Source organism: Billgrantia saliphila, from assembly GCF_002930105.1.
In the GTDB taxonomy this organism is placed as follows: domain Bacteria; phylum Pseudomonadota; class Gammaproteobacteria; order Pseudomonadales; family Halomonadaceae; genus Halomonas; species Halomonas saliphila.
This window is the reverse complement of sequence record NZ_PJRN01000030.1, coordinates 1-23,961: the sequence shown is the minus strand read 5'-3', so window position 1 is coordinate 23,961 and position 23,961 is coordinate 1. Positions and strand designations below refer to the sequence as shown.

Sequence of the window (23,961 nt, the reverse complement as noted above, 5' to 3'; positions counted from 1 at the left end):
TTGGGCTGATCTGGCTTCGGCTGCTCGGTCTTCACCGGTTCGGCAGGCTTTTCGACCGGCTTGGGAGCGTCGGCCTTGGGCTGTTCCGGCTTCGGCTGCTCAGCTTTGGTCGACTCGGCAGCTTTCTCGACCGGCTTGGGAGCGTCGGCCTTGGGCTGCTCCGGCTTCGGCTGCTCAGCTTTGGTCGACTCGTCGGTTTTCTCGACCGGCTTGGGAGCGTCGGCCTTGGGCTGCTCCGGCTTCGGCTGCTCAGCTTTGGTCGGCTCGTCGGTTTTCTCGACCGGCTTGGGAGCGTCGGCCTTGGGCTGTTCCGGCTTCGGCTGCTCAGCTCTGGGCGGCTCGTCGGCTTTCTCGATCGGCTTGGGAGTGTCGGCCTTGGGCTGCTCTGGCTTCGGCTGCTCAGCTTTGGTCGGCTCGGCAGCTTTCTCGACCGGCTTCGGCCGTTCGTCATTGTTCGGCTCGGCGGGTTTCTCCACCGGCTTTGGGGCCTCGACCTTGCCCGTTTCTACGGTCTCGGCCTGCTGTGTCGCTTCGACCTGGAGGCGCTTCTGCTCGGCCTCGGCCTGAGGATTGATGGCATGCTGGCGCGAGCGGTTGCGCGGGTTGTTGCGCGTGCGCTTGGGCTTGCCGTCGTCATCCCTGACCGGCTCGGCCGCTTTCTCAGCGGTCTTCTCTACAGGCTTCTCCGTGGGTTTCTGAGCCGGCTTGTCCTGGTTTTCGGCCTTCGGGCGACGGGGTGTCTCGTCGCGCTGACGCTGAGCCGGCTTGCCCTGACGGCCTTCGTCGCTCTGCGATTTCTCGGCACGCGCCTGGCCGCGACCGCCACGACCGTTGCGGCCTTCACCGCGACCACCGGAGGCTTCCTGGCGTGAGTCGCGAGAATCGGGACGCACGCTCTCCTGCTGGCGCGACTGACCACTACGCTGGCTGCTGCGGCTCTCCTCGGGAGTCTCGCTGCGCGAGCGGCGACGCTGCTGGCGGTCGTTGCGCTCACCACGCTCGTCGCTGCGCGCCCGGGGCGCTGCCGTTTCGGGCTTACGCGTTGCTGCCGATGATTCGGTATCGCTTTCGGCACCGCCAAGCAGCTTGCTGACGCCCTTGATCAGACGACCGAGCACGCCGGGAGCGGGGGCAGCGGGCGTAGCGGCAGGAGTAACGGTCGGCTGCGGGGCTTGCTCCTGTTGCAGGGAAGCGGGCGCCGGCTCGTTATGGATCACCGTCTTGACCGCTGCCTCCGCACGGGCCACCGGCTTGGCGATGCTCGCATCCGGTTCCCTGCCGACCTCGGTCTCGACCGAGAGTTCGAAGCTGGACTTGTCCTGATCGCCTTCCTCTTCGATGTGATCGTCACGCAGACGCTGCACATCGTAGTGTGGGGTATCCATATCGGGATTGGGCAGGACCAGCACCCGCACGCCCTGGCGCTTCTCGATATCGGCGAGAACCGCGCGCTTCTCGTTGAGCAGGTAAGTCGCCACCGGTACCGGCAGAATGGCGCGGATCTGCGCGCTGCGCTCCTTCATCGCCTCTTCCTCGATCAGGCGCATGATGGAGAGCGACAGCGAACGCACATCGCGAATGGTACCCTGGCCGTTGCAGCGCGGGCATACCACGCCGCTGGTCTCGCCCAGCGACGGGCGTAGCCGCTGGCGCGACATCTCCATCAGGCCGAAGCGAGAGATGCGGCCGATCTGCACGCGGGCGCGGTCGAGCTTGAGCGCGTCGCGCATGCGATTCTCGACTTCACGCTGGTTGCGCGCCGGACTCATGTCGATGAAATCGATCACCACCAGGCCGCCGATGTCGCGCAGGCGAAGCTGGCGGGCGATCTCGTCGGCCGCTTCCAGGTTGGTCTGAAGGGCGGTTTCCTCGATGTCGCTGCCCCGCGTGGCACGCGCCGAGTTGATATCGATGGATACCAAGGCTTCGGTGTGGTCGATGACAATGGAGCCCCCGGAGGGCAGCTTCACTTCACGTTCGTAGGCGGTCTCGATCTGGGATTCGATTTGAAACCGCGAGAACAGGGGTACCTCGTCGGCGTAGAGCTTGATCTTTTGTTGATAGGAGGGCATCACCTGGCGAATGAAGGTGAGCGCTTCCTGGTGCACCTGGGGACTGTCGATCAGTACCTCGCCAATATCCTGGCGCAGGTAGTCGCGCATGGCGCGAATGATGACGTTCGATTCACGGTAAATCAGGAAGGGGGCGGGGCGCTTGCCGGCTTCCTCTGTGATCGACTCCCAAACCTGAACGAGATAGTCGAGGTCCCATTGCAGCTCCTCGCTGCTACGCCCGATGCCTGCGGTGCGAACGATCACGCCCATCTTCTCGGGGACCGTGAGCTGCCCCATGGCCTCCTTGAGCTGGGTGCGCTCTTCGCCCTCGATGCGGCGTGAAATACCGCCGGCACGCGGATTGTTGGGCATCAACACGAGGAAACGACCGGCAAGACTGATGAAGGTGGTCAGCGCCGCACCCTTGTTGCCGCGCTCTTCCTTGTCGACCTGAATGATGACTTCCTGGCCTTCCTTGAGCACCTCCTTGATGGAGGGGCGCCCGGAGGTGTCCTTCAGGAAATATTCGCGAGAGATTTCCTTGAGAGGCAGAAAGCCGTGACGATCGGCACCGAAGTCGACGAAAGCGGCTTCGAGGGAGGGTTCGACGCGGGTGATTTTGCCGCGATAGATATTGGCTTTCTTCTGCTCCCTGGCACCGGATTCGATGTCCAGGTCGTATAGGCGTTGTCCATCGACCAGCGCGACGCGCAGCTCTTCCGGCTGGGTCGCATTGATGAGCATCCGTTTCATGTTGTCTCGCAATCTGGACGCGCCGGGGGCATCGAAGAAGGCGAACCTCTGGGTGCTGCGTGCTTGTGCTCAGCGCATGTCGCGGATGCACAGTGGCGCCCGATCGTGCCGGCGCCCATAGGGGGCCCAGCACGACATGATCATGTTGAGTACGCGGCGGAGGCAGGACATGTCTCGGTGGGCTTCTCCCATCCGGCCCTGCGGTCACCGCCAGACACCTGGCATTCATCGATTCGCCAACGCCGGCCACCGGCACGATGTTGAACGATTCCCGTGGCCACCGCCCGCCTGTTACTGTTCGGCGAGCCGGGATCCGGGCGTGGCGTCACTACTGTCTTTGTTTCCGTACGCTGTGTATCCGTACGTCACTCGTCGGCGGCGGGACCCAAGAAAGGGATCGTCGCGGCCTGATTTCGTCGCTCCGGCCTGCGTGTCTGTCGGGCAGGCGCCATGGGACCGAAGGGATCCATCCGAGCGAGCTGGCAATATAGCAGTATTGGCAAGGCGCGGCAATTGGCGCAGTGCGGCGCCGAGTGCGTTAGAATGCTGCCCCACAACAGATTTCCAGCGGGAATGTAATGGCCGAGGGTCGCGACGTACAGTGGGTGGAAGTGGGCGAGGGTCAGGCGGGTCAGCGGGTTGATAACTTTCTGATCACACGCCTGAAAGGCGTGCCGCGGACGCTCGTCTACCGCATCGTGCGCAAGGGCGAGGTGCGGGTGAACAAGAAACGGGTCAAGGCCGACTATCGCCTTCAGATCGGGGACCAGGTGCGCATCCCGCCGCTAAGGCTGGCGCCGCGAGAGGCGGTCAGGCAGGTCAGCGATGGGCTGCGCAACCTGCTCGCGGGCAGCGTGCTGGTGGAGGGGCCGGGCTGGCTGGTGATCAACAAGCCCGCCGGACTTCCCGTGCATGGGGGCAGTGGCGTCAAGATCGGCCTGATCGAGGCGCTGCGTCAGGTGCGAGAGGATCTCGATTTCCTCGAACTGGTGCATCGTCTCGACCGCGACACCTCGGGCTGCCTGCTGCTGGCCAAGTCGCGGCCGGCGCTTTTGACGCTGAACGATTCGCTCAAGCGGCACCAGATGGACAAGCGCTATCTGGCCCTGGTGGCCGGGCGCTGGCCGGTGCGGCGTGAATTCGTGAGCGCCCGCCTGGAGCGCTTCGATGCCGGCAACGGTGAGCGTCGGGTGCGCGTGGATGCCGCTGGCAAGGTCGCACGGACTCGTTTCGCCGTGCGTGAAACCTTCCCCAGGGCGACGCTGATCGAGGCCGAGCCGGTGACCGGTCGTACCCATCAGATCCGGGTGCACGCCGCCCATGCGGGCCATCCGCTGCTCGGCGACGACAAGTACGGCTCACGTGAGGGCGAGGCGCTGGCGCGCACGCTTGGGCTTTCGCGACTCTTCCTGCATGCCGCCTCGCTGACGTTTCCCGAGCCCGACAGCGGCCGGCCGGTGCAGATTCGCGCGCCCCTGCCCGAAGAACTCGAGACGGTGCTGACTGGCGCTCATGCCTCGACCTGAACTGAAGCACGAATCTTCCTTCGGAGCCGCGATGCGTTATCGACTGGTGATCTTCGACTGGGACGGGACCCTGATGGATTCCGTGGCACGCATCGTCGGCTGCATGCAGGCGGCGGCGCTCGATGCGGGGTGGGGGCATCTCGATGAGACGGCCGTTCGCGACATCATCGGGCTGGGGTTGCCCGAGGCGATCGATCGTCTGTGTCCAGGTATCGATGCCGAACGCTTCGAGATGCTGCGCAGCCGCTACGCCTATCATTTCGTCGAGGGAAGTCGCACGCCGATGCCGTTCTTTCCGGGCGTGGAGGCAGGCATCTCGGCGCTGCGCAATCGCGCCGAGCGCCGTCTGGCCGTGGCCACCGGCAAGAGCCGGCGTGGACTTGACCGCATCTTTCGCGAAAGCGCAAGCGGCGGCTGGTTCCATGCCAGCCGCACGGCCGATGAGACGCGCTCCAAGCCGCATCCCCAGATGCTCGAAGAGCTGCTGATCGAGCTGGATGTGCCGGTCGAAGAGGCCGTCATGGTCGGCGATACCGAGTACGATCTGGAGATGGCGCGTGCGCTGGCAATGGATCGCGTCGCGGTGACCTGGGGCGTGCATGCCCCCGAGCGGCTGGCGGCGTGCCGCCCCGTATATACTGCCGGGACGGTTGAGGAGCTGTTCGACTGGCTGAATCGATAGCGGCGACAAGAGGAATGTAAGCCCATGAGCGATGACAGGCGTGAAGACCGCTGGACCGAAGGCCCTGAGTTGACTCCCGAGCAGGCGCGAGAGGCGCGGCAGGCTAAGGAGGAGGCGTCTCCGCCGGAGTCGGAGAGCGCGGAAACCCTGCGCGAGCGGCAGCGGCTGGCTCAGCAGGAAACGCTGGACCGCTGGATCGGTGGGGTGTTGGTCGAGCAGCGTCGGTCGCGACGCTGGAAGCTGTTCTTCCGCTTCGTCTTTGCCCTGCTGCTGCTGGGGCTGCTGCTGGTCTCCTTTTATGGGCTATTCGGCGTACCGATGACACAGGAACCGGTGCAGCCGCACCTGGGCGTGGTCGAGGTGCGCGGCGTGATCGATGGTGAGTCGCCGGCCAGCGCCGAGCGCATCATCACCGGCCTGAATCGTGCCTGGGAATCCGACAAGGCAGCGGCAGTAGTATTGCATATCGACAGCCCCGGGGGCAGCCCGGTGCAATCCCAGCGCGTCTACAACGAGATACTGAGATTGCGGGAGGAGGGCGACAAGCCGATCATCGCGGTCATCGAGGACGTCGGTGCCAGTGGCGCCTACTACATGGCGGCGGCAGCCGACGAGATCGTGGCGGCGCCGGCCAGTCTGGTGGGCTCCATCGGCGTCATCTTCGCCAGCTTCGGCTTCGAGGAGGCGATCGATCGTCTCGGCATCGAGCGACGCATCTACGTCAGCGGTGAGAACAAGGGCTTTCTCGACCCCTTCTCGGAGGTGGCGCCGGAGGAGCGCGAGTTCTGGCAGACGGTGATGGACACCACGCATCGCCAGTTCATCGAGTCCGTGCGTCACGGGCGCGGTGAACGCCTGGCCGATGACGAGGAGCTCTTCACCGGCCTGATCTGGAGCGGCGAGCAGGCGTTGGAACTGGGGCTGATCGATGGTATCGGCAGTCTCGACGAACTCTCGCGCGATCTGTTCGGCGAGCTACGTCTGCACGACTATACGCCGCGCCTGGATCCCTTCGAGCGTCTGTCGCGACAGTTCGGGCGGGTTGCGGCGGAATGGATGGGAGTGTCCTCCAGTCGCTCCCCGGTGCGCTACCAGTTGCCGTAGCGCGAAGCTCCGACGCGGCGCCGGCCTAGGCCAGTGGGTCCAGGCCGGCTTCTCTCAACAGCTCGCACAAGCGGATCAACGGCAAGCCGATTAGAGTGTTGGGGTCGTCGCCTTCGAGTTTTTCGAACAGAGCGATACCCAGCCCCTCCATGCGAAAGCTGCCGGCACTGTCCAGCGGCTGTTCGCGTTCGACGTAATGGACGATCTCCGTGTCGGTGAGTCGCCGGAATTTCACGTCGTAGTGTTCGTGGCAGACCCGGTGGCGCCCGCTGCGCGTGTCGATAAGTGCCAAGCCGGTGAGAAAGGTCACGCGGCGACCCGAGAAGCGCGTCAGCTGGGCACGGGCCGTGGCGGTGTCGCCGGGCTTGCCGAGCACTTCGCCATCGAATACAGCCACCTGGTCCGAGCCGATCACTAGATGGTCGGGATGGTCCTCGGCCACGCGACTGGCCTTGGCCAGTGCCAGCCGATGCACCAGCGACTCGGGGGATTCGCCGGGGCGTGGAGTTTCGTCGATATCCGGACTGGCCCATGCATAGGGCAGGCCCAGGCGATCGAGAAGCTGGCGACGCCAGCGTGAGCCGGAGGCGAGTACGAGGCGGGACATGAGGCGCTCCTGTCGGTCGATTGGGGGCCGGCGACACGGCATGGGCCCATGAGTGGAAGGGATATTGTAACCTGCTGAGAAGGCGGCTTTGACAGGGGCGGGGGGAGTGCCTATCATTGCGCGCCTATGTTGACCTCAAGACTTCCCCACAGGGTCGAGCCCTATCGGCTCGCGGCCCGCTCCGAAAGCCTCGCTGGCCTGATGGCGCTCGAGGACTTCGGGCGTCTCGCGGAGCAGATCGGCCGACAGGCCGGCGATTGCCGCGTGTGGCTCGACTTCGGTGTCGACGCCCAAGGGCGACGCGAGATCCGCGGGCGCCTCGAAGCCGACCTGCAGCTGCCGTGCCGGCGTTGCCTTGAGCCGCTGGCGCAGCATGTCGAGAGCGAATTCCTGCTGGGCATGGTCACGAGTGACGCTCTGGCGGCAGAGCTGCCGAGTACCCACGAGCCGGTGCTGGTGGAAAACGAACAGCTGAACCTCCTGGCGATGGTCGAGGACGAACTGATCCTCAGCCTGCCTCAGGTGGTTTACCACGACGAGACCCAGTGCGGCGTCTCGCGCGACCAGCTGAGCAGCGGCGAGGAGGCCGAATCAATCGAGCCGACTCGCGTCAGTCCTTTCGAGGTGTTGCGTCGCCTCAAGGACAAATCCTGATTCTTTATCGTCTCACTTCGGAGTGACACCCATGGCAGTTCAACAGAACCGTAAGACTCGTTCCAAGCGCGGCATGCGTCGTAGCCACGACGCCCTGAGCGCCCCGACCCTGTCCCAGGACAAGGAAACCGGCACCACTCACCTGCGCCACCACGTCTCTCCCGATGGCTTCTATCGCGGCCGCAAGATCGTCGACGCCTGAGTCGACTCGCTGTCGATGACGGCCGGTCATTGACCGTGCGGATCGCCATCGACGCGATGGGCGGAGATGCGGGGCCTCGCGCTGTCGTACAGGGTGCGGCAGCCGCGGTGCAGGCCTGGCCCGGCCTGAGTATCGATCTGTTCGGCCCTCGCGACCAGCTGCAAGCCGAGATGAAGAGCCTGCCGCGGCACCTTGCCGCGGCTGGCTCGCGCCTGTTCGTGCGCCATGCACCGGAAACGATCCAACAGGATCAGCGCCCGTCCGATGCGCTGCGGCGCGGCGGCGATACCAGCATGGCGCACATGTTGGCCTACGTCGCAGAGGGCGGTGCCATGGCCGGCGTCAGTGCCGGCAACACCGGTGCCCTGATGGCGTTGGCCCGGCGCGAGCTGGGCATGGTGTCGGGCATCCCGCGTCCGGCGATATGCACCGCCATTCCGACCCGGGGTGACGGACGCTGTTATCTGCTGGACCTCGGCGCCAACGTCGATGCCGACGCCGAGCGACTGGTGGATTTCGCCCACATGGGCGACATCATGGCACGCCACGTGGATGGGTTGGTCGCCCCGCGGGTCGCGCTCCTCAACGTGGGCAGCGAAGGGACCAAGGGCAGCGCCACGGTACGCGAGGCCGATGCCTGGCTGAGCGAGTCGGCGGCAATGAACTATCGCGGCTTCATCGAGGGTGACGGCATCTTTGCCGGAGCCGCCGACGTGGTGGTCTGCGACGGGTTCGTCGGCAATGCGGTGCTCAAGGCCAGCGAAGGCTTGGCGCGCATGTTGTTCGAGCGCGTGCAGGCGACTTTCGAGTCGCACTGGAGCAGCCGCCTGGTAGGGATGTTGGCCAGGCCGGCGCTGCGTCGGCTGAAGGGTGAGCTGGACCCGGTGCGCTACAATGGCGCCAGCCTGTTGGGACTCGACGGTATCGTGATCAAGAGCCATGGTAGTGCCGATGCCACGGGCTTTTCCTATGCTGTGCTGCGTGCCGCCCAGGAGATCAGTCGGGACTTGCCGGCTCGACTCGCTCGCGAGCTGGGCGCTCGCCAACACAGGACTCAACAAGAGTAATGGTGAACGACATGACTCAACCCCTTGCCCTCGTCTTTCCCGGGCAGGGCTCCCAGCAAGTTGGCATGCTGCGGGAGCTGGCGGAGCGCTACAGCGTCGTCCGGACGACATTCGAGGAGGCGGCCGATGCGCTGGGCTATGACCTGTGGAAGGTCGTCCAGGAGGGGCCCGAAGAGGCGCTGAATGCGACTGCCTGCACGCAACCGGCGCTGCTGACGGCGAGTGTCGCCATCTGGCGCGTGTGGCAGGAACTCGAAGGGCCGCGGCCCGGCGCCATGGCCGGACACAGCCTCGGCGAATACAGCGCCATGGTTTGCGCCGGCGTCATGGGATTTGCCGATGGCGTACGCCTGGTGCGGCTGCGTGGCGAAGCGATGCAGGAAGCCGTGCCGCTCGGTCGGGGCGCCATGGCGGCCATCCTGGGGCTCGACGACGCCACCGTTGAAACGGCCTGTAACGAGGCCGCACAGAACGATGTCGTGGCGGCGGTGAACTACAATGCCCCGGGGCAGGTGGTGATTGCCGGCGACACTGCTGCCGTCGAACGGGCCATCGCGCTGTGTCAGGAGGCCGGTGCCAAGCGTGCCATGCCGCTGCCAGTGTCGGTACCCTCGCACTGTGCGCTGATGCGGCCTGCCGCGGAGCGACTCAAGACGGCAATGACCGATCTTGAGATGCGTCCGCCTCGCTACACTGTTTATCAGAACGTCGATGCACAGGCGCATGCCGATGTCGAGACGTTGCGTACACGGCTGGTCGAGCAGCTCTATCAGCCGGTGCGCTGGACATCCTGCATGGAGGCGATGGCCACGGGCGGTGCCCAGGTGTTCATCGAATGCGGGCCGGGCAAGGTGCTCACCGGTCTTGGCAAGCGCATCGTCAAGGGCAGCAAGGGACTGGCGGTCAATGACCCCGACAGCTTAGAGGCCGCTCTGGAACTGGCGCGCGAGACCGCCAACTCATAATACGATGCGGGGCTCAGAGGTCTCGGACTCAACAGCAAATCAGCGGAAGCGGAATTATGACGAGCGAACGTAGAATCGCCCTGGTGACCGGCGCCAGCCGCGGCATCGGCCGTGCCATCGCCCACGAGCTGGGCCGCCAGGGACGGGTGGTGATCGGAACGGCGACCACTGACTCGGGCGCCGCCCGTATCGACGAGGACCTGCGCGCGAACGGAATCGAGGGGGCTGGACGCGCCCTCGACGTGACTGACCCGGCCAGCGTAGATGCGCTGATCAAGGCCTCCACCGACGAGTTCGGTGCGCCTACCATCCTGGTCAACAATGCGGGTATCACTCGGGACAATCTGTTGATGCGAATGAAGGACGATGAGTGGGATTCGGTGCTCGACACCAACCTCAAGTCTGTCTATCGCGTCACCAAGGCTTGCCTGCGCGGCATGACCCGGGCACGGTTCGGACGCATCGTCAGCATCAGCTCCGTGGTGGCGACCATGGGCAATCTCGGCCAGACCAACTATGCTGCCGCCAAGGCCGGCATGGAAGGCTTCACGCGCGCCTTGGCGCGAGAGGTGGCATCGCGGGCCATTACGGTCAATGCGGTGGCGCCGGGCTTCATCGCCACCGACATGACGCGGGCACTGCCCGAAGAGCAGCATCGGGCATTGCTGACCCAGATTCCGCTGGCGCGCTTGGGCGAGCCGGAGGAGATCGCCGCCGCCGTCGGCTTCCTGACGAGCGAGAGCGCGAGCTACATCACCGGCGAGACCTTGCAGGTCAACGGTGGCATGAACATGCGTTGAAGCTGCCTCCGGTCGGCGGTTGCGCCGACGTGGGGGCGTCTATAAACTACCCCGCAGCTTGAGTTTGCGGACCCAACGGCTGGTCATCTGAACGGCTAACTTGAACGACTGGAGTACGTCATAATGAGCACCATCGAAGAGCGCGTGAAGAAGGTTGTGGCCGAGCGCCTGAACGTCAAGGAAGAGGACATCCAGAACAGCTCCTCCTTCACCGAAGACCTTGGCGCTGATTCCCTGGATACCGTCGAGCTGGTGATGGCGCTCGAAGAGGAATTCGATACCGAAATTCCCGATGAGGAAGCCGAGAAGATCACCACCGTTCAGGAAGCCATCGACTACGTCAACGCCCATCAGTAAGGGCGCGGTCGTCACCGCTTGCTGAGGTGAATGGGCTTTGCGAAGCCCACGAAAAGCCGTCCTGACTAGCAGGGCGGCTTTTTGCGTTGTCACGGGGGCTTGGCTGCCCAAGCAGCCTGTATGTCCGGTATAATGCGCGCAACGACGGCCCCCGGGATGGGCCGTGTCATCAAGTTGTCTGGAGGAATACTGATGGCTCGTAGAGTTGTGGTGACCGGGCTGGGGCTGGTCACGCCGGTGGGCAACACCGTCACGGAGAGCTGGGAGAAGATCCTGGCCGGCAAGAGCGGCATCGCCCCTATCGAGCATTTCGATGCCACCGGCTTCAACACGCGCTTCGGAGGCTCGGTCAAGAACTTCGACATCAGCCCGTATTTGAACCCCAAGGATGCGCGCAAGATGGACCTGTTCATCCAATACGGGGTGGCGGCGGGCGCGCAGGCCATCAGCGATGCAGGCATCGAGTGCACTGAAGAGAACGCCGAGCGTATCGGCGTGGCCATCGGCTCCGGCATTGGCGGTCTGCCGATGATCGAGCACAACCACAATGCGCTCAACAAGGGCGGATCACGCCGTATTTCGCCGTTCTTCGTGCCAGGTTCGATCATCAACATGATCTCCGGCAACTTGGCCATTCAGCACGGCTTCCGCGGCCCCAATATCGCCATTACCACTGCCTGCACCACCGGTACCCACAACATCGGCTACAGCGCGCGTACCATTGCCTACGGCGACGCCGACGTGATGATTTGCGGCGGTGCCGAAATGGCCACCACGCCGCTGGGCCTGGGCGGTTTCTCCGCCGCGCGCGCACTATCGACCCGTAACGACGATCCCCAGTCCGCCAGCCGGCCGTGGGATCGCGATCGCGATGGCTTCGTCCTCTCCGATGGCGCCGGCATTCTGGTGCTCGAGGCGTACGAGCATGCCAAGGCACGTGGGGCACGTATTTACGCCGAGTTGACCGGCTTCGGCATGAGCGACGATGCCTTCCACATGACTGCTCCGCCCGAGGACGGCAGCGGGGCGGCGCTGTCCATGCGCAATGCCATACGCGATGCGGGCCTGGATCCCGCCGAGATCGACTACATCAATGCGCATGGCACCTCGACACCCGCCGGCGACCTGGCCGAGACACGCGCAGTGAAGCGGGTGCTGGGCGAGGTGGCGTCTTCCGTGGCGGTGAGTTCCACCAAGTCGATGATTGGCCATTTGCTGGGTGCAGCGGGCGCCGTCGAGGCGGTCTTCTGCATTTTGGCGATTCGTGACCAGGTCGCGCCACCGACCATCAACCTGGACAATCCCCAGGAGGGCTGCGACCTCGATTACGTGCCGCATACCGCCCGCGAGATGAAGATCGACGTAGCACTATCCAATTCGTTCGGCTTCGGCGGCACCAACGGCACTCTGGTCTTTTCCAGGCTGCGCTGAAGGAATTCGAGATGACTCGGGCGAGGCCAGAGCATCAGGTTCCGCTTGATGATCGCGGGCTGGCCTATGGCGACGGTCTGTTCGAGACCGTGCTCGTGCGCGACGGCGCAGCGCTGCTCTGGGGCGAGCACTTGGCGCGACTTTCACGTGGAAGCCGGGCGCTGGGCATTCCCATGCCGCTGGCGGGTGAGCTCGAACGCCTGCCGCTTCTGGCCGGACCGGGGCTGCACGTGCTCAAGCTCGTCCTCACTCGCGGTAGTGGCGGGCGCGGGTACCTGCCTCCTTCGGCACCGACACCACGCCTGGTGTGGCAGCTCGCCCCGTTCCATCCCCAGCCGCAGCACTGGCAGGCGGGCGTGCGGGTCCGCCATTGTCGGCTGCGCCTGGCGATTCAACCCGCACTAGCGGGAATCAAGCATCTCAATCGCCTGGAGAACGTCCTGGCGCGTAGCGAGTGGAGCGACCCCGACGTGGCGGAGGGGCTGCTCTGTGATGGTCGGGGCCGGTTGATCGAGGCAACCTGCATGAATCTGTTCTGGCAACGTAAAGGGCGGTTGGAGACGCCACGGCTCGAGGGCTGCGGGGTGGCAGGCACGCTGCGAGAGGCGCTGCTGGAGCGCCTTTCGATGACCGAAGTCGAGGCCGGCCCGGAGGCACTGATCGAAGCCGAAGCCGTTTGGCTCGGCAACTCGGTTCAGGGCCTCTGGCCACTTTCACAGCTCGACGATGCCGACGGCACTCCATGCAAGTACTGGGCGGTAGGCGATATTCATCGCGCTCTGCAGGCCGAGGCACATGCCCTGCTCGGCTACCCGGTGAGCTTCGAGGTCTGAACGCAAGAGAGCCGAACGAGGAAGACGCATGCTGCGTGTGGTAAAGATTCTGGCGGTGCTGATAGCCATGACGGCGGTAGCGGCTTTCGCCGGTTATCGTTACTGGGAGAGCCGTCTGGAGGCCCCCATTGCGGTGGAAGAGGAGACTCTCTACGAGGTGCCAAGCGGTGCGGGGTATCATCGGGTCGTGGCGGACTTGGCCAGCCGCGGCATGCTGCAGGACGAGTGGGCGTTTCGTCTCCTGACTCGGATCGAGCCGGAATCGGTTCCGCGCCTTCGCGCCGGTGAATACATGCTCGAGCCCGACATGAGCGGCCGCGAACTGCTCGAGCTGTTGGGCAGCGACCGTGTCGTCACCTATCCTCTGACCATACCCGAGGGCTGGACCTTTCGTCAGATGCGCGCCCATCTGGATGCGGCGCCCAAGCTCGAAAAGCGGACCAGCGACCTATCCAACGAGGAAATCATGGCGCTGCTCGAGCGGGAGGGGCGCCATCCCGAGGGTTGGTTCTTCCCCGATACCTACCGATACCACAAGGGTATGAGCGACGTGGACATCCTGCGTCAGGCGCTCACGCGCATGGAGCGGATCCTCGAGGAAGTGTGGGAGCAACGCAGCGACGACCTGCCCTTCGAGACGCCCTACGAGGCGCTGATCATGGCCTCGCTGATCGAGCGCGAGACGGGGGCCCCCGAGGAGCGCCGCGAAATTGCCGGCGTGTTCAAGCGCCGACTCGAGCGGGGCATGCGTCTGCAGACCGACCCCACCGTGATCTACGGCATGGGCGAGCGCTATGCGGGTCGCATTACCCGCGCGGACCTGCGGGAAGCGACACCCTACAATACCTATACCATCGACGGACTGCCGCCGACGCCCATTGCCTTGCCCGGGCGGGCGTCGCTGGAGGCTGCCGTCGATCCGCTGCCTGGTGACACGCTCTATTTCGTCTCCCGGGGCGATGGTACGCACCACTTCTCGCGTAGCCTGCGTGAGCACAACAACGCGGTGAACCGCTACATCCGCAACCGCTAACCGAAGCGGGTAACCGGCACAGGAGACTCGATGCAACGGCGAGGACGATTCATCACCCTGGAGGGCGGCGAGGGCGTCGGCAAGTCGACCAACCTCGACGGGGTGACGCGCTGGCTCACGGAGCGCGGCATCGAAGTGATTCGCACCCGAGAGCCGGGGGGCACCCCTCGCGCCGAGGCCATACGCGAACTGCTGCTTGCACCGGGCGTCGACGAGCCGCTCGACGACGATGCCGAGCTGCTGCTGGTCTTCGCCGCGCGTGCGCAGCACTTGGCACAGAAGATCCGCCCCGCGTTGGAGCGGGGGGCCTGGGTCGTGTGCGATCGATTCACCGACGCCACCTTTGCTTATCAGGGAGGTGGGCGCGGCATCGAGCCTGTTCGCATCGCCGAACTCGAGCGCTTCGTACAACGCGGCCTCGAGCCCGACCTCACCCTGCTGCTCGACATGCCGGTCGAGATGGCACAGCGCCGCCTGCAGGGCCGGCTGGCCGCTAGTGGCGACGCCCGGGATCGCTTCGAGCAGGAGCGTGCCGACTTCTTCGAGGCGGTCCGCGAGGCTTACCTGTCGCGTGCCGCTGCGTCACCGCAGCGTGTGGCGGTTGTCGACGCCGACGCTCCGATTGAGACCGTGCAGGCGCGTCTTGCCGCATGCCTGGAGGAGCGAGTGGCGCCATGGCTGTGAGCGAGGCACCGCCGGCCGGGCCGTTGCCCTGGCAGGCCCCGTTATGGCAGCGCTTCCTGGCCCAGCATCGTGCCGGGCGCCTGCCCCACGCGCTGCTGCTCTCCGGTCCTCACGGCGTGGGCAAGCAACGCTTCGCCGAAGCACTGGTCGCCTACCTGTTGTGCACCTCTCCGGGCGAGGCGGCATGCGGCCGCTGCCATGGTTGCCACATGCTGGCGTCGGGCTATCATCCCGATCTGCTGCGTGTCTCGCCGGAAGAGGGCAAGCGCCAGATCCGTATCGATCCGATCCGCGAGATCAACGCCTTCGTCGCCCAGACCGCCCAGCAGGGCGGGCATCGAGTCATCGTCATCTCGCCTGCCGAGGCCATGAACGTCGCCGCTGCCAATGCGTTGCTGAAGAGTCTGGAGGAGCCGGGGGCGCGGACGCAGTTCGTGCTGTTGGCAGACGTGCCGTCGCGCATGCTCGCCACCATCCGCTCGCGCTGCCAGCATTGGAACCTGCCATTGCCCGATGCCGAGCGCAGCCAGGAGTGGCTCGCCGAACGCCTGGGCGGGCACGAGGAGGCCGAATTCTGGTGGCAGGTGTCGGGTGGGCTGCCACTGCTGGCAGCGGAGTTGGCCGCACCGGAGTCGCGTGCCCTGCGCAAGCAACTCCATGAAACCTTCGACGCGCTGGTTCGCGGCGCCGAGCCGGTAGCTGAGGCCGCGCGCCTCGATCGCCAATCGGTCGAGGCCATCCTGTGGTACGGTATCGCCTGGCTGGAAGACCTGATCCGCTTGGGGCTGTCAGGGGAGGGGGCACGGGTGCGCAATCCCGATCTGCTGCCCCTCTATCGCCAGGCCGTGAAGAACGCACGGGTGCGCGACTGGTTCCGGCTGCTGGATTACGCTCGGGAGCAGCGTCGGCTGCTCGCCACGGGCGGCAACCCCAACCCCCAGCTGGTCCTCGAGGCCTGGCTGGTACGCTGGTCGGCCCTGCTGCGTTCCTGACGCGGGGCAAGGGAGGAACTCACATGGCGCCACAGAAGGCTCTGTCGCTGACGATCCAGGACGAGCAGACGCTGCTCTCCGCCTATATGCCGCTTTTGGAGCGGGGCGGCATCTTCGTGCCCACCCGCGAGCGTTACGAACTCGGCCAAGAGGTCTACCTACTGCTGACCTTGCCGGAGGACAGCGAGCGCATGCCGGTGACCGGCCAGGTGGTCTGGGTCTCGCCCGACGGCGTGGCGGGACGGCGCGTGCCGGGCATCGGCATTCACTTCAGCCCTGAGGACCAGGTCGTGCGCGATCGCATCGAGACCCTGCTGGCCGGTCAGTTGGACAAGGGCGCACCGACCTATACCCTTTGAGCCGCCGCTCGGCATCATTCATTACCATTCAACGACGAGCCCGAACCGCATGTTTGTCGACTCCCATTGTCATCTCGATCGCCTCGATCCCGACACTCACGGCGGCAGTCTCAATGCTGCGTTGGAAGCCGCTCGCGCTCGTGACGTGCGCCAGTTCCTCGCCGTTGCCGTCACTCTCGAGGACGTGCCGGCCCTGGTCGAACTGAGCCGCGCGCATGCGGACGTGGCCATTTCCGCCGGTATCCATCCGATGCAGAAGTTGGAAGTCGAGCCCGACATCGAGGCGATCAAGGAGGTGGCGGAGCGTTCCGGCGCGGTGGCCATCGGCGAGTGTGGCCTCGACTACCACTATCTCGACAAGACGCCCGAGCGCATTCCGTCGCGCGACGCGCAGCGCGAGCGCTTTCGTCGTCAGTTGATCGCTGCCACCGAGCTCGAGCTGCCGGTGATCGTGCATACTCGGGAAGCGCGAGAAGATACCTTGTCCTTGATTCGCGAGCACAGCGATCCGGCCATCGGCGGGGTTCTGCACTGTTTCACCGAGGACCTCGACATGGCGCGCGAAGCGGTCCGACACGGTTTCTACATTTCTCTGTCGGGCATCGTCACCTTTCGCAATGCCGAGGCACTGCGCGAAGTGGCCCGCCGCGTGCCTCTCGACCGGTTGTTGGTCGAGACCGACAGCCCTTATCTGGCGCCCGTTCCTTATCGTGGCAAGCCCAATGAGCCGGCGTGGGTCGTCGAAGTGGCCGAATGCATCGCCAGCGAGCGCGGCATCAGCGTCGCGGAAGTCGCCATGCAGACCACTGCCAATTTCTATCGCCTGTTTCGCGCCGCGGCGCCCGAGCCCTCCGCAGAGGTCCGCGAAGTCCTCGCCAGGGCCGGCCTGGTCTAGCCTGAAAGAGAGCCCTATCCTGCGGAGACCGGCATGAATCTGGAACCCCTGCTCAAGCATGTCGAACCCGGCGCCATTCCCCCTCTGGATCGCTGGCATCCGACTCGTGTCGGAGAGATGGATCTGGAAATCGCCCCCGACGGTCGCTGGTTCCACGAAGGGCGAGAGATGACGCGATCTCGCCTGGTTCGGTTGTTGTCGACGCTGCTGCGGCGCGAGGAGGATGGCCACTACTACCTCGTGACGCCGGCCGAGAAGCAGCGCATCCGCGTCGTCGATCGTCCTTTCGTTGTCGTCGACGCCGAGCAGGACGAGGCAGGAGACTGGTGGCTGAGCACCGATGCCGGCGATCGCCTGCGGCTCGACGAGAAGCATCGCCTCCAGCTCAGCGTCATGCCCGGGGGTGAAACGATCCCTGAGGTGCCGATTCGCTTCGGTCTGTCGGCGCGGTTGGGACGCAACGTCTACTACCGACTGGTCGAGCGCGCCGAGCAGCGTGACGGGCGTGTCGGTGTCACCGAGCTTGGGCTCGTCAGTGCCGGTGTCTGGCATCTCCTCGGCGAATTACCGGCCGAGGCATCGTGAGGCTGACCGACGAACAGCGTGCCGTGATCGAACACGGCGACGGTCATGCTCGGGTCGCCGCGGTGGCCGGGGCGGGCAAGACCACAACGCTCGTTGGCCGGGTGATGCACCTGCTCGAACGAGGCGTGCCGGCCAGCCGTATTCTGGTGCTGATGTTCAACCGCTCCGCGCGCGAGGATTTCCAGCGTCGCCTGGTCGAGAGAGCGTCCGCCGGGCAGCGTCTGCCCGATGTGCGCACCTTCCATTCCCTGGGACACCGCCTGACGGCGAGCCTGACCCGCTGGGGGGCGCTGGCGCCACGCCAGCTCGTGGCCGCGGACTGGCAGGTGGAGCGCTTGCTGCGCCAGGCAACCCTGGACGTGCTCGTCGACGACGAGCGTCGCGAAACGGCCCTCGAGTCCGATACCCTCGAGGCGTTAGCGCATTTCTGCGGTCTGGTGAAGGCCGAGATGCAACCGGCTGCGGCGCTCTATGAACGGCTCGACTTCGGCGAGGAGACGTCGCACTTCGCCGATGCATTCGAGCGGCTTGAAACGCTGCTCACCGAGCATGGGCTGATGACCTACTCCGACCTGCTCTACCGGCCGCTGCGTGCGCTGGAAGCCGACCCCGCGCTGGTGAGGCGGGTGCAGGGCTACCTCGACCATGTCATCATCGACGAGTACCAGGACATCAACCAGGCGCAGTTGCGCTTGCTGGCGCTGCTGGCAGGGCGGGACGCCAACGTGATGGCGGTGGGCGATGCCAACCAATGCATCTACGAATGGCGCGGTGCGCACCCCGATACCATGCACGCGCATTTCACCGCCACCTTCGGCGACGCTACCGATTACCCGCTCTCGACGACCTTTCGCCATGGGCACTCGCTGGCGTTGCTGGCCAATCACGCCATCGCCGCCAATCGACGCCGCCCCGATCAGCTGTGTCTGGCGGCCCCCGGCAATCCACGTACCGAGCTCACCGTGGCGCAGGGCGGTGCGGCATTGCTGGTGGGGCTTGGGGAGTGGCAGCGCAGCGGGAGGCGCCTCGACGAGGCCTGTCTGCTGGTGCGCAGTTGGGCGTTGACGGTGCCCGTGCAGTTGCAGCTTCTTCAGGCCGGGATTCCGTTCCGGCTCTCGCGCGAGGATCGCTTCGTATTTCGCCTGCCCCTGGTACAGGCGCTGGCCGGGTATCTGCGCCTGGCTCGAACCCCCGAGCGGCTGCGCGATCCGGCATTGCTGCTGCGACTGTTCGAGCAGCCCACGCCCTTCGTCGCCCGTGAGCGGCTGGTGGCGCTGGCCCAACGACTGGCGGATACCCAGCGCTATCCCGAACGACATGACTCCTTGCTGGCTGGCCTCAAGCCAATGCAGCGGCGCAACCTCAAGCGGCGCTGGGCATTGCTGTGCGAGTTGCCACGCCTCGGCGCTTGGACCCCGGCTCGGTTGCTGGCACACGTTATCGACAGCCTGGATGCGGAGAAGGTGCTCAAGCGTGCGGCGGCGCGGCGCGAGAAGGGCGAAGAGGACGTACGGCTGCTCGACGTGCTGGTCGAGCAGGCTGGCGAGGTGCGCGATGTGGATGCCTTTATCGAGCTGCTGGAACGCCCTGTCGAGAACCATGCCGACGGCCTGACGCTTACCACGGTGCATGGCGCCAAGGGGCTGGAGTGGCCCTGGGTGATCCTTGCCGGGGTCAACGAGGAAGACTTTCCCCACTACAGTCGTGACAATCCGCTGACGCCTGAACGGCTCGAGGAGGAGCGGCGACTCTTCTACGTAGCGGTGACCCGAGCCAGGGAACGTCTGCTGCTATTGCATGACGGCGGCGAACACCGCCCCAGCCGCTTCATTGCCGAGACGGCCTGGGAGGATTGCCGGTGCGTCGATGAACGGCTGTCGGGTGCGGTCAAGGACAACTCCCCCCTGGCAGTCGAGGCGCCGGCGCTGGTCTCGCGTTATCTGCAGGCCGTGGGCCATGATATCGCCATAGCGCCGCGTAGGTCAGAAGTCACCGAGTCGCCCGCTGGATACGTGACGGAGTATCAGCCCGGGCAGCGGCTGCGCCATGCGGTATTCGGCGAGGGCGAAGTGGCGGTAGTGGAAGGCGATCCGGCCGATCCGGTGATCGAGGTGCGCTTTGCGCAAGCCGGGCGCCGACGCCTGCTTGCCCGCCGCGCGCCGATCGAGTTGTTGTCGATGGGTAGCGTCAATGAACATGCCGGAGGAGAGCGGCGATGAATGAAGTATTGATCACGGCCGAAGCATTGTCAGCCGAGCTGCGGGAAGGACGCTCCCTCAGGGTGCTGGATTGTCGTGCGCGGTTGGGCGAGCCCACAGCCGGCGAACGGCTGTGGCAGGCAGGCCACGTCCCCGGCAGCCTCCATCTCGATCTCGACCGCGACCTAGCGGCGCCGCCAGGCGAAGGCGGGCGCCACCCGCTGCCCTCGAGCGAGGCCTTCACCGCGACGCTGCAGCGTCTGGGCATCTCGCCCGAGCTACCGGTCGTGGTGCTGGATGACATGGGCGGCCAGCTCGCGGCGGCGCGGGCCTGGTGGATGCTCGCCTGCTGGGCGGGTCATCCCGATGTCCGGGTTCTGGACGGCGGCCTGCAGGCCTGGCAGGAGGCGGGCGGTGAGTTGCCGCTGGGGGACGAGCCGCTGCCCGAGCCCAGCCGATGGCAGCCGCATTACGACGATAGCGTCCTGGTCAGCGCCAAGGAGCTCCTCTCGGGGCGAGCGCTGAGGGTCGACGCTCGCAGCGAGGAACGCTTTCGCGGCGAGGTCGAGCCCATCGACCCGGTGGCAGGCCATATACCCGGTGCCACGTGTCGGCCCAGTGGCGCTAACCTGACCGACACGGGACGCTTCAAGCCGCCGGAGAGACTCGATGACGAACTGCCGCGTGCCGAAGCCATCGTTGCCTACTGCGGCTCGGGCGTGACCGCCTGCCACAATATTCTCGCCTATGCCGTTGCCGAGCGCCCCCTGCCGAAACTCTACCCGGGCTCCTGGAGCGAGTGGATTCGCGATCCGGCGCGTCCCGTGGCCCAGGGTGGATGAAATTGTGACAATGCATGTGTTCCGTACCGACTATCGCTAAGCTCAGGGGAGGGAATGTAGGGAATAGGGCAGGCCAAGGAGGCCGACATGAATTTTGCGCTTATCGGAGCTGCGGGCTATATCGCACCCCGTCACATGCAGGCCATCAAGGAGACCGGCCACGCGCTAGTCGCCGCCTACGATATCAACGACTCGGTCGGCATCATCGACTCCATTTCGACGGAGTGCGCATTCTTCACCCAGTTCGAATGCTTCATGGAGCATGCCTGGCGACTCAGGCGGCAGGGTGATGGCGCGCTGGACTACTGGGTGGTCTGTTCCCCCAACCACCTGCATGGTGCCCATATTACCGCCGGGCTCCATATGGGCTGCGATGTGATCTGCGAGAAACCTCTGGTATCGACGCCGGCCCAACTCGATGAACTGCGCCGCGTTGAAGCGGAAACCGGGCGGCGCGTCTACAGCATTATGCAGCTTCGCCATCATCCCGCCATCCATGAGCTGCGCGACAAGGTTCTGGCCGAGCGCCGAGAGGAGCGATACGACGTCGAGCTGACTTACATCACGGCGCGTGGCCCTTGGTATCAGGCCAGTTGGAAAGGCGATCCGCGCAAGTCATTCGGGGTCATGGCGGAAATCGGCATTCACTTCTTCGACATGCTGCATCTGGTCTTCGGCGACCTGCAGCACTGTTCGCTGCACTATCATGACGAGCACAAGGCCTCGGGCTTCCTGGAATACGAAAAGGCCCGGGTGCGCTGGTTCCTCTCCATCGATGCCGAAGATCTACCGGAGCACATCCGCGATCGGCGCTCGACCTATCGCAGTATCGTCTGTGACGATGAGTCGTTCGATTTCTCCAATGGATATGCCGACCTGCATACCGTGAGCTATCGCGAGATCCTCGCCGGACGCGGCTTCGGCATCGAGGATGTGCGCCACTGCCTCGAGACCGTGCATCGCCTTGGCCTCGCTACGCCCCAGGCGCCGCATGAGGGCGAAGTCCATCCCTGGCTCGGCCGGCTCGCCATGTCTGCATCAGGGTCGAAGAACTAGTGTTCAAACGAAAGAGAGGCGCGCCTTGGCGCACCCCTGCTCGCTTCCTACCAGACAGAGCCGGCAGTCCCGCTATCACATATTGGGATAGTTGGGTCCGCCACCCCCCTCCGGTGCCACCCAGTTGATATTCTGGGCCGGGTCCTTGATGTCGCACGTCTTGCAGTGCACGCAGTTCTGGAAGTTGATCTGAAAGCGCGGGTTGCCGTCGTCATCCTCTACTACCTCGTAGACTCCGGCCGGACAGTAGCGCTGTGCCGGTTCGGCATACCTGGGCAGATTCTCGCGGATCGGCAGCTCCGGATCCTCGAGCCGCAGGTGGCAGGGCTGATCTTCCTCGTGGTTGGTGTTCGACAGGAACACCGAGGAGAGCTTGTCGAACGAGAGCTTGCCGTCGGGCTTGGGGTAGTCGATCTTCTCGAACTCGCTGGCTGGCTTGAGCGCCGCATGGTCCGGTGTGGTGTCGTGGAGGTTGGGCAACTTGCCACCCAATAGCTGGTCGACGAAGTTGTAGGCGCCACCGCCCACGGTGCCGTACTTGTGGAGCGCCGGACCGAAGCTGGCGGTCTCCTCGAGTTCGGCATAGGCCCAGCTCGCCTCCCATTTCTCGGTGAAGGCGGTGAGCTCACGGCCGCCCTCGTCGCCGCCGGCGAGTGCCTCGAACACCGTCTCGCCAGCCACCAGGCCGGATTTCATGGCCGTGTGCAGGCCCTTGATCTTGGCGAAGTTAAGCGTGCCGGCGTCACAGCCGATCAGCAAGCCACCGGGAAAGGTCATCTTCGGCAGGCAGTTGAGGCCGCCCTTGGTGATGGCACGGGCTCCATAGGCCACGCGCTTGCCACCTTCCAGATGCTTGGCCAGCACCGGATGGTGCTTCATGCGCTGGAACTCGTCGAACGGCGACAGCCAAGGGTTCTGGTAGGCGAGGTCCACGATCAGGCCGACGACGACCTGCTGGTTCTCGGCATGGTAGAGGAACCAGCCGCCATGGGTGTCCTTGGGCAACGGCCAGCCGGAACCGTGCAGCACCAGGCCCGGCTCATGTCGTTCGGCCGGCACGTCCCACAGCTCCTTGAGGCCGATACCGTAGTGTTGCGGATCCTTGCCCTCATCGAGCTTGAACCGCTCGATCAAGTGCTTGCCCAGGTGACCGCGCGAGCCTTCGGCAAACAGCGTGTACTTGGCGCGCAACTCCATGCCCGGCGTGTAGCTATCCTTGGGAGTGCCGTCGGCGGCGACACCCATGTCGCCGATGAGAATACCGCGGACGGTACCGTCCTCGTCATGCAGTACTTCCTGGGCGGCGAAGCCGGGGAAGACCTCCACGCCCAGCGTCTCGGCCTGCTCGGCCAGCCAGCGGCACAGGTTGCCGGCACTGGTCACGTAGCGCTTCATGTCGCCGCCGGTATTGTGCATGCTCTTGGGCACCAGGGCGTTGGGCAGCTTCTGCGCCTTCTCGGCATCCTTGAGCAGGTAGACCTCGTCGCGGATGGCGGGAGTGGTAAGCGGCGCGCCGCGCTCCTCCCAATCGGGGAAGAGTTCCTGCAGGGCACGCGGTTCGAAGACCGCGCCCGACAGGATATGAGCCCCCACTTCGGAGCCTTTTTCCACCACGCAGACCGACAGTTCCTGGCCGGCATCGTTGGCCTGTTGCATCAGGCGACAGGCCGCCGACAGTCCCGAGGGCCCGGCGCCGACGATCAGCACGTCGAAGTCCATCGAATCACGTTCCACTTGCTCAGACATCCGCTCGTTCCTCCCACGATCTCGACGCTGGGTCGTGCCACCAACGTCGAAAGTAATTTAAACGGTCGTTTGCTTCTCGATATTCTCCATGATAGGCATAATAAACGACTCAGGACACCCCTACGATGGCAATGTAAGACAGCCCTGCCAGTAGCGCAGGGAGGCGAGGGGATTGTTGCCGGCGGCCGGCTTATGGCAAATTGACAGGGTTTTTTTGTCGGCACCTATCAAACGCTTGCATGAATGCATGGCGAAATGCCGGATGGTTCCAAGGAGGCGTTGACCTCGCATGCGCAGTGCGACGCTCGATACCGCAGCGGTAACGTGCAGAACGTGGTTCCTGAACGAGAGCGGAAGTCAACGAGTCCCTAACCCTAAGGTTCATCGATCGAACCAAGCGAGGACACCATGAAAGTACTCGTCGCGGTCAAACGCGTCATCGACTACAACGTCAAGATCCGCGTCAAGGCGGATCACTCCGACGTCGACCTCACCAACGTCAAGATGGCCATGAACCCCTTCTGCGAGATCGCCGT

The 23,961-nt window shown here is 64.9% G+C and carries 23 protein-coding genes and 1 pseudogene; 21 read left to right on the top strand and 3 right to left on the bottom strand.

The features are described from left to right. On the bottom strand, positions 1-2,807 hold a 2,807-nt coding region (gene rne, locus CYJ07_RS19715), incomplete at its 3' end, for a ribonuclease E (RefSeq protein WP_197038447.1). Between the two features lie 578 nt (positions 2,808-3,385). Here rne and CYJ07_RS19710 point away from each other — a divergent pair. From CYJ07_RS19710 to sppA, 3 genes are read left to right on the top strand one after another with little or no spacing between them, the layout of a single operon-like run. After that, entirely contained in the window at positions 3,386-4,333 is a 948-nt protein-coding gene (locus CYJ07_RS19710; RefSeq protein ID WP_104205402.1) for an RluA family pseudouridine synthase, read from the top strand. Between the two features lie 31 nt (positions 4,334-4,364). Next, complete coding sequence (locus CYJ07_RS19705) at positions 4,365-5,015, top strand: HAD-IA family hydrolase (RefSeq protein ID WP_104205401.1); 651 nt, start codon at positions 4,365-4,367, stop codon at positions 5,013-5,015. A 24-nt stretch (positions 5,016-5,039) separates the two neighbouring features. Continuing rightward, on the top strand, positions 5,040-6,119 hold the full coding sequence (sppA, locus tag CYJ07_RS19700) for a signal peptide peptidase SppA (RefSeq protein ID WP_104205400.1): 1,080 nt from the start codon (positions 5,040-5,042) through the stop codon (positions 6,117-6,119). Between the two features lie 25 nt (positions 6,120-6,144). Here sppA and CYJ07_RS19695 read toward each other — a convergent pair whose 3' ends face one another. Further along, on the bottom strand, positions 6,145-6,726 hold the full coding sequence (locus tag CYJ07_RS19695) for a Maf family protein (protein ID WP_104205399.1): 582 nt from the start codon (positions 6,724-6,726) through the stop codon (positions 6,145-6,147). Between the two features lie 126 nt (positions 6,727-6,852). Between CYJ07_RS19695 and CYJ07_RS19690 the strand changes: the two genes are divergently transcribed. From CYJ07_RS19690 to CYJ07_RS19610, 17 genes are all read left to right on the top strand, one after another. Continuing rightward, positions 6,853-7,380, top strand: a complete 528-nt coding sequence (locus CYJ07_RS19690) for a YceD family protein (RefSeq protein ID WP_104205398.1) — start codon at positions 6,853-6,855, stop codon at positions 7,378-7,380. Between the two features lie 31 nt (positions 7,381-7,411). Further along, positions 7,412-7,582 carry a 50S ribosomal protein L32 gene (gene rpmF / locus CYJ07_RS19685; RefSeq protein ID WP_102588615.1) on the top strand — a complete coding sequence of 57 codons (171 nt, stop codon included), beginning with the start codon at positions 7,412-7,414 and terminating at the stop codon, positions 7,580-7,582. A gap of 35 nt (positions 7,583-7,617) precedes the next feature. Beyond that, on the top strand, positions 7,618-8,649 hold the full coding sequence (gene plsX, locus CYJ07_RS19680; protein WP_104205404.1) for a phosphate acyltransferase PlsX: 1,032 nt from the start codon (positions 7,618-7,620) through the stop codon (positions 8,647-8,649). 11 nt (positions 8,650-8,660) lie between these two features. Next, the gene (gene fabD, locus CYJ07_RS19675; RefSeq protein WP_104205405.1) at positions 8,661-9,614 is read left to right on the top strand and encodes an ACP S-malonyltransferase; all 954 of its coding nucleotides are present in this window, start codon (positions 8,661-8,663) and stop codon (positions 9,612-9,614) included. Positions 9,615-9,670: 56 nt separating this feature from the next. Next, entirely contained in the window at positions 9,671-10,414 is a 744-nt protein-coding gene (fabG, locus tag CYJ07_RS19670) for a 3-oxoacyl-ACP reductase FabG (protein ID WP_104205397.1), read from the top strand. Positions 10,415-10,537: 123 nt separating this feature from the next. Beyond that, positions 10,538-10,771 carry an acyl carrier protein gene (gene acpP / locus CYJ07_RS19665; protein WP_008956801.1) on the top strand — a complete coding sequence of 78 codons (234 nt, stop codon included), beginning with the start codon at positions 10,538-10,540 and terminating at the stop codon, positions 10,769-10,771. A 189-nt stretch (positions 10,772-10,960) separates the two neighbouring features. Continuing rightward, positions 10,961-12,202 (top strand): beta-ketoacyl-ACP synthase II, encoded by a 1,242-nt coding sequence (gene fabF / locus CYJ07_RS19660; protein ID WP_422666982.1) that lies wholly within the window; start codon positions 10,961-10,963, stop codon positions 12,200-12,202. An 11-nt stretch (positions 12,203-12,213) separates the two neighbouring features. Further along, positions 12,214-13,035, top strand: a complete 822-nt coding sequence (pabC, locus tag CYJ07_RS19655) for an aminodeoxychorismate lyase (protein WP_104205395.1) — start codon at positions 12,214-12,216, stop codon at positions 13,033-13,035. Positions 13,036-13,063: 28 nt separating this feature from the next. Further along, positions 13,064-14,068 carry an endolytic transglycosylase MltG gene (gene mltG, locus CYJ07_RS19650; RefSeq protein ID WP_104205394.1) on the top strand — a complete coding sequence of 335 codons (1,005 nt, stop codon included), beginning with the start codon at positions 13,064-13,066 and terminating at the stop codon, positions 14,066-14,068. A 30-nt stretch (positions 14,069-14,098) separates the two neighbouring features. Further along, positions 14,099-14,752: a dTMP kinase gene (tmk, locus tag CYJ07_RS19645; RefSeq protein WP_104205393.1), complete on the top strand. Its 654-nt coding sequence runs from the start codon at positions 14,099-14,101 to the stop codon at positions 14,750-14,752. After that, a complete protein-coding gene (locus CYJ07_RS19640; protein WP_104205392.1) occupies positions 14,743-15,744 on the top strand; it encodes a DNA polymerase III subunit delta' in 1,002 nt (333 codons plus the stop codon). Before tmk ends, CYJ07_RS19640 begins: the two co-directional genes overlap by 10 nt. 23 nt (positions 15,745-15,767) lie before the next feature. Then, a complete protein-coding gene (locus CYJ07_RS19635; RefSeq protein WP_104205391.1) occupies positions 15,768-16,103 on the top strand; it encodes a PilZ domain-containing protein in 336 nt (111 codons plus the stop codon). A 49-nt stretch (positions 16,104-16,152) separates the two neighbouring features. After that, entirely contained in the window at positions 16,153-16,998 is an 846-nt protein-coding gene (locus CYJ07_RS19630; protein ID WP_104205390.1) for a TatD family hydrolase, read from the top strand. A 33-nt stretch (positions 16,999-17,031) separates the two neighbouring features. Then, complete coding sequence (locus CYJ07_RS19625) at positions 17,032-17,583, top strand: DUF1285 domain-containing protein (protein WP_104205389.1); 552 nt, start codon at positions 17,032-17,034, stop codon at positions 17,581-17,583. Further along, entirely contained in the window at positions 17,580-19,802 is a 2,223-nt protein-coding gene (locus CYJ07_RS19620) for an ATP-dependent helicase (RefSeq protein WP_104205388.1), read from the top strand. Before CYJ07_RS19625 ends, CYJ07_RS19620 begins: the two co-directional genes overlap by 4 nt. Further along, positions 19,799-20,623, top strand: a complete 825-nt coding sequence (locus CYJ07_RS19615; protein WP_104205387.1) for a sulfurtransferase — start codon at positions 19,799-19,801, stop codon at positions 20,621-20,623. The genes CYJ07_RS19620 and CYJ07_RS19615 overlap by 4 nt, the downstream gene beginning before the upstream one ends. 87 nt (positions 20,624-20,710) lie before the next feature. Then, complete coding sequence (locus CYJ07_RS19610; protein WP_104205386.1) at positions 20,711-21,679, top strand: Gfo/Idh/MocA family oxidoreductase; 969 nt, start codon at positions 20,711-20,713, stop codon at positions 21,677-21,679. Between the two features lie 75 nt (positions 21,680-21,754). On the opposite strand, the gene CYJ07_RS19605 is transcribed toward CYJ07_RS19610, so the two are convergent. After that, a complete protein-coding gene (locus CYJ07_RS19605) occupies positions 21,755-23,425 on the bottom strand; it encodes an electron transfer flavoprotein-ubiquinone oxidoreductase (protein ID WP_104205385.1) in 1,671 nt (556 codons plus the stop codon). A gap of 408 nt (positions 23,426-23,833) precedes the next feature. Between CYJ07_RS19605 and CYJ07_RS19600 the strand changes: the two are divergent. Further along, positions 23,834-23,961 (top strand): annotated as a pseudogene (locus CYJ07_RS19600) (electron transfer flavoprotein subunit beta/FixA family protein); the annotation flags it as partial.